Annotated in this window: 13 protein-coding genes; 10 read left to right on the top strand and 3 right to left on the bottom strand. The window is 50.7% G+C overall.

From position 1 onward, the window contains the following. The first annotated feature begins 16 nt into the window (after positions 1-16). The 3 genes from R6242_RS14925 to R6242_RS14915 all read left to right on the top strand — a co-directional run bounded on the left by R6242_RS14925 (position 17) and on the right by R6242_RS14915 (position 1,865). Positions 17-1,012, top strand: a complete 996-nt coding sequence (locus tag R6242_RS14925) for a LacI family DNA-binding transcriptional regulator (RefSeq protein WP_318428206.1) — start codon at positions 17-19, stop codon at positions 1,010-1,012. A gap of 96 nt (positions 1,013-1,108) precedes the next feature. Then, positions 1,109-1,561, top strand: coding sequence for an Rrf2 family transcriptional regulator (locus R6242_RS14920; protein ID WP_318428204.1), 453 nt, complete (start codon positions 1,109-1,111; stop codon positions 1,559-1,561). Positions 1,562-1,652: 91 nt separating this feature from the next. Next, positions 1,653-1,865 carry a VF530 family protein gene (locus R6242_RS14915; RefSeq protein ID WP_293935994.1) on the top strand — a complete coding sequence of 71 codons (213 nt, stop codon included), beginning with the start codon at positions 1,653-1,655 and terminating at the stop codon, positions 1,863-1,865. A 92-nt stretch (positions 1,866-1,957) separates the two neighbouring features. Here R6242_RS14915 and dsbG read toward each other — a convergent pair whose 3' ends face one another. The 3 genes from dsbG to dsbD are packed head-to-tail and all read right to left on the bottom strand — an operon-like array spanning position 1,958 to position 5,278. Next, positions 1,958-2,704 carry a thiol:disulfide interchange protein DsbG gene (gene dsbG / locus R6242_RS14910; protein ID WP_318428201.1) on the bottom strand — a complete coding sequence of 249 codons (747 nt, stop codon included), beginning with the start codon at positions 2,702-2,704 and terminating at the stop codon, positions 1,958-1,960. A 10-nt stretch (positions 2,705-2,714) separates the two neighbouring features. Continuing rightward, entirely contained in the window at positions 2,715-3,503 is a 789-nt protein-coding gene (locus R6242_RS14905; RefSeq protein ID WP_318428199.1) for a redoxin family protein, read from the bottom strand. Between the two features lie 5 nt (positions 3,504-3,508). Further along, positions 3,509-5,278 carry a protein-disulfide reductase DsbD gene (gene dsbD, locus R6242_RS14900; protein WP_318428196.1) on the bottom strand — a complete coding sequence of 590 codons (1,770 nt, stop codon included), beginning with the start codon at positions 5,276-5,278 and terminating at the stop codon, positions 3,509-3,511. A 110-nt stretch (positions 5,279-5,388) separates the two neighbouring features. Between dsbD and R6242_RS14895 the strand changes: the two genes are divergently transcribed. From R6242_RS14895 to R6242_RS14865, 7 genes are all read left to right on the top strand, one after another. Then, complete coding sequence (locus tag R6242_RS14895) at positions 5,389-6,054, top strand: response regulator transcription factor (protein WP_318428194.1); 666 nt, start codon at positions 5,389-5,391, stop codon at positions 6,052-6,054. After that, on the top strand, positions 6,051-7,370 hold the full coding sequence (locus tag R6242_RS14890) for an ATP-binding protein (RefSeq protein WP_318428192.1): 1,320 nt from the start codon (positions 6,051-6,053) through the stop codon (positions 7,368-7,370). The genes R6242_RS14895 and R6242_RS14890 overlap by 4 nt, the downstream gene beginning before the upstream one ends. A 304-nt stretch (positions 7,371-7,674) precedes the next feature. Continuing rightward, positions 7,675-7,932 (top strand): hypothetical protein, encoded by a 258-nt coding sequence (locus R6242_RS14885; protein WP_318428190.1) that lies wholly within the window; start codon positions 7,675-7,677, stop codon positions 7,930-7,932. 59 nt (positions 7,933-7,991) lie between these two features. Beyond that, positions 7,992-8,828 (top strand): DUF692 domain-containing protein, encoded by an 837-nt coding sequence (locus R6242_RS14880; RefSeq protein WP_318428188.1) that lies wholly within the window; start codon positions 7,992-7,994, stop codon positions 8,826-8,828. Further along, complete coding sequence (locus tag R6242_RS14875) at positions 8,803-8,946, top strand: hypothetical protein (RefSeq protein ID WP_318428185.1); 144 nt, start codon at positions 8,803-8,805, stop codon at positions 8,944-8,946. The genes R6242_RS14880 and R6242_RS14875 overlap by 26 nt, the downstream gene beginning before the upstream one ends. Beyond that, positions 8,921-9,682 (top strand): DNA-binding domain-containing protein, encoded by a 762-nt coding sequence (locus tag R6242_RS14870; RefSeq protein ID WP_318428181.1) that lies wholly within the window; start codon positions 8,921-8,923, stop codon positions 9,680-9,682. Before R6242_RS14875 ends, R6242_RS14870 begins: the two co-directional genes overlap by 26 nt. Positions 9,683-10,226: 544 nt before the next feature. Further along, entirely contained in the window at positions 10,227-12,497 is a 2,271-nt protein-coding gene (locus R6242_RS14865; protein ID WP_318428179.1) for a nitric-oxide reductase large subunit, read from the top strand. The last annotated feature ends 110 nt before the right edge of the window (positions 12,498-12,607 follow it).

Here is a 12,607-nt window from a genome sequence, read left to right as displayed (position 1 = left end):
GAAGAACTGAGTCATCGTGAGTCAATTTATTCGCCTAACTATGGATGACATTGCCCGTCTGGCCAATGTATCCAAAACCACGGCTAGCCTAGTGCTAAACGGCCGCTCTGCCGAATATCGCATCGCCGAATCTACTAAAGAGCGCGTGCTTGCCATCGCGCGCGAGCATCATTTTCAACCATCCCAATCGGCCAAAACACTGCGCTCACGCAAAAGTGGCACCTTAGGTTTACTGGTGCCGGAGCTAAGCAACTTTGCCCACGCCAGCCTTGCGCAAGCTTTAGAGCCGCTTTGCCGTGAGGCAGGCTATCAATTACTGGTAATGAGTAGTAATGAGCAAGCCAGCATGGAAACTGCAGGCATCGAGCATCTGCTCACCCGCCAAGTAGACGGGCTGATTGTGGTGCCCTGCAGCAGCGATGCCACGCAGTATTTAAAATGGTCTTTGCGCCTACCACTGGTGTTTGTAGACCGCCATATTAAAGACTGCCCCATTCCCTTTGTGGTGACCGACGCCATTGATGCGGTCACCTCCTTAGTGGTGCACACCATCGCCAATGGCAGCCAAGAGGTGGTGTATTTTGGCGGCCAAGCCGATTTATCCCCCAGCCAAGACCGCCTTGCAGGCTATCGAAAAGGTCTAGAGCTCAGCGGCGTAGCAGAACAGGAACACTGGGTTTGGCAGCGAGATTACCTGCGCCCATCGGGCTACAGCATGATGGCCGAGTGCTATGAAAAACTAGGGCATTATCCAGACAGCCTGTTTACCGGCTCGCTCACCTTGCTAGAAGGCGCACTGGCCTATATCAACGAAAAACAAAATGGCATGCCTAAGCATTTAATGACCTTTGACGATCATAACCTGCTGAACTGCTTACCTTGGGGCATTCAATCCGTGGTGCAAGACAGCCAGCTGCTCGCCAGCGAAAGCTTATCCCGCGTATTGAAACTGATGCAGGGCAAGGCTGTGGATTCGATATGGGTACCGGCTAGCCTGCATCAGCGCAGCTGATTTCTAGGAAGTGCAGCACACTGGCATTAAACGACATATTCTTATTACGAATGAAGATGTATTATAAATGCTTATTTTAAAGTCCGGACAACAGCAATGCGCCTGAATGTTTTTACCGATTACTGTTTGCGCACTTTAATTTACGTTGGTGTACAGAATGATGGCATTGTCACCCGGGGCGAGATTGCTACTGCCTATGCTATTTCTGACAATCATCTGATGAAAGTCATGAGCTTTCTAGCCCGTAATGGCTTTTTAGACACGACCCGTGGCAAAGGCGGTGGCATGCGTTTATCCCGCCCTGCTCATGAAATGAGCATTGGTGCCCTAGTGCGCTTAAGCGAGGCAGATAGTCCCATGGTGGAATGCTTCGACCGCGAACACTCCACCTGCAGTATCAGCGCGGCATGCCGTTTAAAAGGCGTGCTCAATGAAGCCATGCAAGCGTTTTACAGCGTACTAGATCGCTATACCCTGCAAGATTTAATTAATAATCCGGTCGAGCTCAATGCCATCTTCAGCATTCCACTGGTGCAAAAAAAACACTAGTGATATTTGATATGCCGCTGCACTAGCCAGTACGCGCCGCCACACTATATAGCTCCCCCACAAATTAATCATCACAACAGAAACTCACTGAATGACCCAGACCAATAACCCGCAGCATGGTATTACCTTAGAAAAAATGCTGAGCGATTTAGTTGAACACTTTGGCTGGCCAGAGCTGGCCCGCCGCATCCCGATTCAGTGTTTTGAAAAAGAGCCCTCGATTAAATCCAGCCTAAAATTCCTGCGCCGCACACCTTGGGCGCGCAGCAAAGTAGAAGAGCTGGATGCAAGAATGCGCCGCTAAGCCTGCGGCGCATTCAATCTTCTCATTCAAGCCACTTAATCCTAAGTGGCTCTATTTTTTAGCCCTCCTTTTTATGCCTGCAAGATCCTGAATCAGCGCGGGCCAAATATTTTGGGCAGCATTTCGGCTGGTGGTGCGCCCTGTGCTTTTTGCATTTTGCCCTCGCTGTCTTTGTAAAACGTGACGGGTGTAGCAAAAAGATCAAATCGCTGCATCAATTGATAATTGGCATCTAGCTTGCTACGCACGTCTTTAGGGATCTGCGCCAAAGGCTTTACCCCACCGCTGGCATGCTGTATTTCATGCTGATAAAGCGCCGCCTCTGGCGCTTTGGCAGTCATCAGCGCGGCGGCTTTGCCCATGCTATCGCTTTTAATAATGCCCACCATAATATGCCGGATCTGCACCTTGCCTGCGCTCACCCAAGGCCGAGCATCGTTCCACAATTTATTGCAATAAGGGCAATTAGGATCGGTAAACATATATACAATCCTTGGCGCATTTTTATTGCCGTCGCTAATCCAATGGCTATCTTCTAACTGCTTCCAAAGCTTATTGCTAAATAGCTGATCAACCGGCGCTTGCTTAAGCGCCTCGCCTTTGCTATCGACCATCGAGCCAATAATTGCTTGCTTACCATCGGCAGTTAAATACACCGTAACCGGCTGCTGCTGATACAAAGCAGCGTAGCCTGTTACGCCGCCAGGGGCTTTAAAGCTATCCAGCACTTCCATGCCTTTTCTTTCTAGCGCTTTAATCGGCGCAGGCCAATCGGCTGCGGCCTGAGCGTGGCTCATGATCAAGCAGCTACTGACTAATGTAGCGATCATTACTTTCATTGGATTATTCCTATTGGGCAGAGCGCAGCAATTTAAGCTTACTGGCTAAAGAAGCTGCAGACAGCTCACCACGATGTGTGTCGAGTAATTGGCCATCTGCACTAAAAAACAAAGTACTTGGAAACGCCACCGCGCCGTATTCCTTAGCTAGCAAGCTAAAAGGATCGACCAGTACATGGCTTAAGTTCAGCTTATTTTTGTGCAAATACTGCTCAACAACGGCATTTGCTTCACCCTGATTTGCAAACACAAAGCGGATATGGGGCTCTGCCACCTGAGCGGCTTGCAGCACCGGCATTTCACGCAGGCAAGGCGGGCACCAGCTGGCCCATAAATTAAGCACCAGCGGCTTACCATCCGCTAATTTTGCCAGCGTGGTATTTGTGCCCGCTAAAGGCTGCAAGGGCAAGGCGGAAAGTTGTGCGGGCTTTTGCATGCTCACGATGGCTGTCATCGCTCCCCAAGCCAATGCGCCAGCCAGCAAGCTCCAGGCAAGGGGTTGGCGCAAAGGGATGTTTAATCTCACTCGCCACGCTGCATACAGCAAGGCCGCCACCAAGCCGCCCCATACGTTGTAGCCGCCATCGCGTATATCAATCATGGCCCAAAGTGAGGGGTAAAGATCAAACCACAAGGCAATAAACACCAAGCGCGCGCCCAGCACCCCCACCCATAAAAGATCAAGCAGCAAGGAGCCGATGCCGAGCCCTTTCGCCAAATAGCGACCCACGCCTGCACCGATCAAGAGCGATAGACCCAACACTGCATAGGCCAGAGGAAAAGGGCCGATACTCATCATGCTACTCATAACTTGGCTTGTGCTAAACGAGCAAGAAAAGCATCGGCACTCAGCTTGCCTACAATCCGCTGTGCTCGCCGCTCTTTACCATCGGGGCCGATCAATAATAGCGTGGGCGGGCCAAGCACTTGGTAAGCAGAGAGCAGCGCTTGGCTTTGCTCTCCCGAAGCCGTCACATCAGGGCGGATTAATTTCATCCCCGCCAAGGCTTGCTGCACGCGGGCGTCCCCCAGCACATCACGCTCGATTTCTTTGCAAGCCACGCACCAATCCGCGTAGTAATCCACCAAGGCCCACTGCCCTTTTTCGCTGGCCGATTGTATTTGTGCAGCCAATTCGCCAGCGCTGTTCACCGTGATAAAACGCTCCAAAAAAGGGCTCTCTTGGGGATGAGCCGCTGTTGCCTGCATAAAAACCAAGGGCTGATACGGATTATGATTACCAGCGGCAGCGCCCAGCACCATTGCCGCGCCCCAAAGCCCCATCACGGCGGCAAGGCTACGGATTGCCCACGCTTGGCTTGGCAGCAGCCATAAGCAAAAAGCCATCGCCAGCAATAAAGCGCCCCATAGCGCCAAAGCCAGCGCGGGCGGCATGATGCGTGCCAAAAACAAAATCGCCATGCCTAGCAGCACAAAGCCAAACACCATTTTGACGCGATTCATCCATAGCCCAGGCCGTGGCAGAAAACGTGCGCCTAGTGTGCCCACCAGTAGCAGCGGCAATCCCATTCCCAGCCCCATAGAGAGCAAGGCCAAACTTCCCTTCAATACGTCGCCGGTATTGCTGATATAAAGCAAAGCACCTGCCAATGGCGCAGTCATGCACGGCCCCACCAGTAAGGCCGATAAAAACCCCATCGTGGCCGCACCCGCAATTGTTCCGCCTTGTGATTTTTGATTGGCAAGCGATAGCCGATCACGTACTACGGCGGGCAGCTGCAACTCGTACGCCCCAAACATCGCCAGCGCCAACAGCACAAAAATCATGCCAAATACACCCAGCGCCCAAGGATTTTGCAAAAAGGCCTGCAGATTAGCCCCTGCCATCGCCGCAGCGGCCCCCAATGCCGCATAAGTCAACGCCATAGGTAAAACAAAAGCCAATGACAGAATAAAACCGCGCCGAGGCGTGGCCCCACTGCCCGCAATCAAGCTAGAGAGAATAGGCACCATCGGTAACACGCAGGGAGTAAACGTCATCAGCAAACCTAGGCCTAAAAACATCAGCAACATCCACCCCAAATGCGCTTGGCTTAATCGCTGTGCAATTTGCTGATCTTCACCCAGCTCGGCTACTGGCACAGCTTTAAGCACCGGCTGCTGGCTATCGCTATGATTAAGCGGGCTGGCGGGTCTATCTAAGGCATCCAGCTGATCCAATTTAATTTGCCGTGTTTGCGGCTGATAGCACAGCCCCGCTTCAGCGCAGCCCTGCCAGCTGATGGCCAGCACATTGGCATGCGGGGCCTTCAGCAGCACATCCACCTGATTAAAATAAACCTCGGTTTCGCCAAAGAATTCATCCGTTTTAGCTATACCAGCGGGTAGCTCTGTTTTTTCGATCAGCCCAGCAGGCAGGCTCTCTACTTTTATATTTTTACGGTAAAGGTAATAGCCTTGGGCAATATCCCAGTGCAGCTTAATTTGGCCGGATTGCTCCTTGCTCACCACCAGTTTAAAAGCTTGCTCTGGTGGCAAAAAATTATCCTCAGCCTGAGCAAAAGGCAGCCATAGCAGGGCCAGTAGCAGGCCTATCCATAATGAACGCAACATCAATCTCTCCAAAATCAAAACCGGAAATGTAAGAATGTCGCCTTTGGATTAAGGCAACATTAACTGTGCAATAATCTGCGGCCTGAATTCAGAGCAAAGAAAAATCACCCATGCGCGTGCTGCTGGTAGAAGACAACGATTTAATTGCCCATGGCATTAAAGCAGGCTTGCGGGCCCATCAATTCACGGTAGATAGCGTGGCCAGTGCTGCAATGGCAGAGGCTGCACTCGCCACTTTAAATTGCGATGTGCTGATTCTAGATCTTGGCTTACCTGACGAAGATGGTATGAAGCTTCTGCCACGCTTAAGAGCAACAGGCATTGTTTTACCCATCTTGGTGCTCACCGCGCGTGATTCAATTAAAGACAAAGTCATGGCATTGCAACTAGGGGCCGATGATTACCTGCTAAAGCCTTTTGATTTAGATGAATTAGTCGCCCGCTTACATGCCTTACAGCGCCGCGTGGCTGGGCGTTGTGTTGATCTGATTGAAGACGGGCCATTAAAACTCAACCCTGCTACCGGCCATGTCAGCCTTAATGAGCAGCCCATCGCCTTATCCCGACGGGAAATGGCGCTGCTGGCCGCACTGATGCAAGCCAAAGATCGAATACTCAGTGCCGAGCAGCTTAAAGACCGGCTTTACGACTTCAGCGAAGAAATCGAAAGCAATGCCCTCAATGTGCATATCTATCATCTACGCCGCAAATTAGGCGGCGAGATTATCGAGACGATTCGCGGCATGGGTTATCGCTACGGTGGAATCAAACAATGAGCTTACGTCTGCGTTTATTACTACTGATTGGTATTTCTTTGAGCCTATTATGGGGCGGTGTAACGGCTTGGACTTTATATAATCTAGACCGGCAAATTCGCCACACTTTGGATCAGCGCCTTAGCATGTCGGCGCAAATGGTAGCGGGGCTAATCTCGCAAAACGTCGCCGCCTGGGATGCGGCGGCCAAAGGCAAAAAACGCGATACCCTGCTGCTACCTGCTGGCAAGGGCTTAGCCTGCCAGATCAGCTCTTTACGCGGCGAAGTGCTGGCGCGCACCGATCATACTCATCCGGATGCCACTCGCTCTAAAACGCTGGGCTTTACTGATTTAACCATTAATAAAGAACAATGGCGCAGCTACACCATCGAAGCCTTCGGCCTGCGCGTCACCACCGCCGACCGGCTAAGCGAAAGAAACCAAATGCTGCAGGATGTGCTACTCGCCACCACGCTACCCTTTATAGTTGCGCTGATCGGCAGCCTGCTTTTGCTTTGGTTTGGCGTAAAACAAGGGCTGCGACCGCTAGAGAAAATTCGCCAAGCCCTTGCAGGCCAAACGCCGCAAACCTTAAGCCCACTCTCTACCCAGCGGATTCCCAAAGATTTGCAGCCTTTAGTAACAACCTTAAATCAATTACTCAGCCGAATAGAGCAAACGCTGGAGCGAGAACGCCAGCTCACCAGCGATGCCGCGCATGAATTACGCACCCCGCTTACCGCCATCAAAATCCATTTACAAGTCGCCCGCATTACCGAAGGCGAAGAAGCAAAAACCGCTTTAGATTACGCCGAAGAAAGCGTAGCAAGGCTACAACATACGCTGACGCAACTACTGACCCTCGCCCAAATTGAAGGCGATTTTTGCTGGGATGACGGGCAAAGCACCTCTAGCAACGAGATCTTAAAACTTGCCATCAGAGACGCCGCCCCCCAGCGGCCAGAACGAATAGATGCAGGCGAAATAATCACAGCTCATCAGCTTGCCCTACCTCAAGCGCTGGCCGTAACGGCGCTGCGTAATCTGCTGGATAACGCACTCAATTACTCCCCAGCCAATAGCGTGGTGCGAGTGGAAATACACTACTTGGAAGATGCCATTTGTTTTTGCATTATTGATCAAGGGCCGGGGCTTTTGCCCGCTGAGCTCGCCTTAGTGACCCAGCGTTTCTGGCGGCGTAGTAGCATAAAAGGCAGCGGGCTTGGCCTATCTATCGTGGCCGCCATCGCCAAGCGTTTTAATGGCAAGCTCGAATTAAGCCAGCATGAACATGGCGGAGTAAATGCCATGCTCACCTTGCCAATTCTGCGGTAAATATCTTCAACAACACACGCAGATCACTTGCATAGGCTGGTCGCTTATTTTCCCCAAGCTTGTGGCGCTTAAGATTTAGTCGATCAGTTTGACTGGCTAGTGCTGGCTAGCCAGAAGCTTGCTAGTGGCAAGCAAAGTGATGTCTACTAGAATAGATAATACTTACAATTAGCCAAACAAATACTGACACCATCATCCCAAAAAAAATAAAAAAAATCTTCGTCATATTTTGCTGATCTGCTACGACTAAGAGTCAGCAAGCAATCGTGCTTGTTGCCTATCCAGCAAAATTTGGAGAATGACCATGAATCGTATAACCGGAGCAACCTTAGCTGCTGCAGCTGCAACCCTCTTCTCTCTTGCGGCTTATGCCGAGGAAAAGCCTGCTTCACACGATGCAAGCACAGAAGTAAAGTGCGCTGGGATTAATAGCTGCAAAGGCACATCAATGTGCAAAACAGCAGATAACGCCTGCAAAGGCCAAAACGTTTGCAAAGGTCATGGTTGGTTGCCAGCTGCCAGTGCCAAAGCATGCAGCGAACATGGTGGAAAAGTTCTTTAAAGCCGCTATTTATTTACAAAGGGGGCCTTCTCTGCCCCCTTTATTTTATTTGAGCCGCAATGCATCCACTACTCACAGGCTTTGGCCTCGGCCTTCGGCCAGAGCACTATGCAGATTTTTTAGCCCAAGCGCAGCCTGTAGATTGGCTAGAGGTTATTTCAGATAATTACCTTGTCCCTGGCGGAAAACCACTGTATTACCTCGATAAAATTCGCCGTGATTACCCAATGGTAATGCATGGCGTGGCAATGAATTTAGGCTCGGTTGACCCTATCGATTTAAATTATCTTGCAGAGATTAAAGCGCTGGCCGAACGTATCGAGCCATTGGCGATTTCTGACCATCTTTGCTGGACAGGCGTAGACGGCAAATACCTGCATGATTTGCTACCAATTCCCTATACCGATGAGGCCGTCAAACATGTTGCTAGGCGAATTTTGCAGGTGCAGGATTTTTTAGGCCGACGCTTAGTGATAGAAAACGCATCGACCTATCTTGAAGCAAAAGCGGATCTACACGAGTGGGAATTTATCAGCGCCATCCTGCAAGAAGCTGACTGCCACATCCTGCTTGATATCAATAATATCTATGTTTCTAGCCGCAATCATGGTTTTGATCCGCTGCGCTATTTACAAGGTATTCCTCGCCAGCGTATTGCCTATATCCATTTGGCGGGCCACACCGATCATGGCGATCATTGCATTGATACCCACGATCAGCCGATCTGTGCCGAAGTATGGTCTTTATATACTGAAGCCCTAAGGCAATGGGGAGCGATTCCCACCATGATTGAACGCGATGCCAATATCCCAGTTCTGCCTGAATTATTAGCCGAGCTAAATCACGCCCGTGAGATAGGAGCCGCCCCCCATGAATCTGCACATATGGCAGCGTGATTACCCAAGGGATTCCAAGCATGATGCAAGTATTCGAGCTCTGCCTGTGCGACTTGCCGAGCTAAATCACGCCCGTCAGATAGGAGCCGCCCATGAGTCTGCACGCATGGCAGCGTGATTTGCAGGCCAGTATTTTAACGGCCAGTGATCAAATACAGCAGCCGCTTATTCAGGGAAGTATCAGCCGCGAGCGGAAAATTGCCGTCTATAGCGATGCCTATTTTTTACGCTTAGCAGAAGCATTGCAGACTAACTATCCCGCCTTATTTCAAATCTTGGGCGATGATGATTTTTACAACTTGGCCCGTGACTATATCGCCGCCTATCCTTCATCGCATCCATCGATTCGCTGGTTTGGCGAGCAACTGGCCACCTTCCTTCTGCAAGCAGAGCCCTACGCCAGCGTTGCCATTTTTGCTGAGCTTGCTGCTTTTGAATGGGCTTTGCGCCACACCGTGGATGCCGCCGATGCACCCTTGATGACGTTAGAAAATTTGCAGGTGATTCCCGCTGGGGATTGGGGCCAACTGAGCTTTAAGCTGCATCCTTCCTTAAGTATTTTATCGCTGCAATGGAATGCGCCTAAGGTGTGGCAAGCGCTGATGGCTGAGGAAGCGCCGCCAGAGCCACAGAGCTTTCCTCAGCCCTATTTAGTCTGGCGCAAGCCTGATTTAACCATCAATTGGCGCAGCGCTAATCCAGCCGAAATCCATGCATTAAACCTACTGGCAAGCGGCGCAAATTTTTCATCCATCTGCGAAGCGTTATTAAACGACGATATCAGCGATGTGCCTTTAACCGCGGCCGGTTTCTTACGCGTTTGGATTGAGCAAGGGCTGATCACCGCAGTTTAAACACGAAGGAAACGCCGATCAAATCGTCATCCCCAAGTATTTTTATCGGCAATCCAGTGTAAATACTGGATTCCCGCCTACGCGCATAAGTATCTACACAATTTCTATAGAAGAAAGAGGTCATCGTAGGGCGGGTGCAACCCGCGAGTCATACTGAAAAACGCGGGTTGCACCCGCCCTACGAATGGCAGATTGCTTAAGCTGATAGGATTGCCATGACACTGCACTGTGGTGGGTTACGGCTAAGATAGGGCAGCGCCCATATTATGAATACATTTTCTGGCCTAACCCATCCTACGGATACATTCCTTGTGCATTTCAACTTGTGTAGATACTTTTGGCCTACGCGGGAATGACGAAACTGAATAAATCAGAATTTCCCTAAACACCCAGCATAAAATAAGTGCTCGACATCAAACCCCAAGCCCTTCTGCTCTAGAACTACGCTTCATCTTAAATATGCATATTATTTGCATCTTTTTAAAATAGGTATATATTATGCATATATAAACCTCAGCAACCTTTCGTCCATTCGGAGCACATCATGCATAAAACGCGCAATTTATGGCGCTGGCTTGCAGTTATTTTCTTCCTGTCTTTTGCCGTGCTTGGCTGGATAGGCAGAGAAATTTACCTCGAAAAGCCACCTATCCCTCAGCAAGTACTCAGCAGTAGCGGCAAGCTGCTGTATACCGGCGAGCAAATTCAACGTGGGCAGGAAGCTTGGCTTTCTGCTGGTGGGCAGCAAATGGGCTCGGTATGGGGCCATGGCAGTTATGTGGCGCCTGATTGGTCGGCAGACTGGCTGCACCGCGAGGCAATTACCCTACGTGATATCTGGGCTAAGCAGCAGTTTAAAAAAGACTACTCCGCACTGAGCCGCGAAGAACAAGTACCGCTGGATGCACGCTTAATCTCGGTGATGCGTAGCAATACTTACGATAAAGCCAGCGATACGCTCACTATTCAAGCCGATAGAGCCGTCGCTATCGAGCAGGTTGCCCAGCACTATATGGGCCTGTTTGGCACCGATGCTTCGCAAGATAAGCTGCGCGAGCAATACGCGATGATTGCTGGCTCGATTAAAAACGCTGACGATTTGAAAGCCCTGCCCGCTTTCTTCTTTTGGTCGGCATGGTCGGCCACGACTAATCGCCCAGGCCTTGATCATATTTCCTACACCAGCAACTGGCCGCACGAGCCGCTAGTGGCCAATACCCCTACCACCGGCACCAGTGTTTGGTCGATTGCCAGCATTATCCTGCTGATCGCCGGTATTGCAGGGATGGTCTTATTCCATCAAATGCACCGCGATGAAGAGCCGGTGATTTGCCCAGAAAATGATCCGCTGGTCACCTTAAAGCTGACACCATCGATGAAAGCCACCATGAAGTATTTCTATGTGGTGATTGGCTTACTACTAGTACAAGTTGGGATGGGGATTGTTTCAGCGCATTACCAAGTTGAAGGCGGTAGCTTCTTTGGGATTCCGCTGGCCGAAGTACTGCCCTTTACCATTAGCCGCACTATCCATACCCAGCTGGGCGTGCTGTGGATTGCTACCGCATGGCTGGCGACGGGCCTGTTTCTTGCCCCTGTTTTAGGGGGTAAAGAGCCTAAGTTTCAAAAGCTCGGCGTGGATATCTTGTTCTACGCTCTGCTATTGATTGTGGTTGGATCGATTGCCTGTGGCTGGGTTGGCACATTGCAACGCCTTGGCACCAGCTATAGCTTTTGGTTAGGTAATCAAGGTTTAGAATACACCAGCATGGGCCGCGTCTGGCAAGTACTGCTGTTTATTGGCCTGCTGATTTGGGTGGGTTTACTGGGCCGTGGCTTATGGCCTGCGCTGCGTAAACCATCAGAAAGCCAAGGCCTGATCGCCATGGTGTTTATCTCTGCGGTATGTATCGGCCTGTTTTACGCATCATCCTTGGTGTGGGGGCAAAAAACCCATTACGCGCTGATTGAATACTGGCGCTGGTGGCTGGTGCATCTGTGGGTAGAAGGTTTCTTTGAAGTATTTGCCACCGCCGTGATCGCCCTGTTGCTCAGCCGCTTAGGTTTAATCCGTGCCGCATCGGCTAACCGCGCCATTGTGCTGGAAACCATTGTGTTCTTATTTGGCGGTATTTTAGGCACGTTGCACCACCTGTACTTTACCGGCTCACCCACCAGTGTGATTGCGGTCGGTGCCATGTTCTCTGCCTTAGAAGTAGTGCCATTAGCGCTGATTGGCTCTGAAGCCTATCAAACCTATCGTCACAACCAAGCGGCACCGTGGGTGGCTAAATATCGTTGGGCGATTATGTGTTTTGTGGCCGTGGGCTTCTGGAACACCGTGGGTGCCGGGCTGCTTGGCTTTGCCATTAACCCTCCCATCTCGCTCTACTATGTGCAAGGTTTAAACATGACCGCCGCCCATGCTCACGCCGCCTTATTTGGGGTGTACGGCATGCTGGGGATTGGCCTGATGTTGTTCTGCTTACGCGGCCTTGCGCCTGCGGCTAATTGGAATGACAAACTGCTGAAACCGGCTTTTTGGTCGCTGAATATTGGCCTATTTATGATGGTGTTTATGTCGCTCTTGCCATCCGGTATTTACCAAGCTATTGCCAGCGTAGAACACGGCCTGTGGTATGCCCGCTCTGCCGAAATTATCCATTCCCCTGTGATGGAAGCCCTAGTCTGGCTACGCGTGCCTGGCGATATCGTGTTCTCGGTAGGTGTAGTGTATCTAGCGGTATTTGCCCTGAAACTATTAGGCAGAGATCGTAGCCTGCCTTTGCCAGCGGGTAAGTTGGTTGATGCTTGAAAAGCGTTTTTTTGAATAAACTTGTAGCTTGGATTAGCCAGCCTTATCGCATAAGCCAATGCACCTAAATGTTGGGTTACGCAGCTTTGTCCGCCTCAAATAGGCGAACA

This window comes from Iodobacter sp. CM08, assembly GCF_033446605.1.
In the GTDB taxonomy this organism is placed as follows: Bacteria; Pseudomonadota; Gammaproteobacteria; order Burkholderiales; family Chitinibacteraceae; genus Iodobacter.
This window is presented reverse-complemented; position numbering and strand designations above follow the sequence as displayed.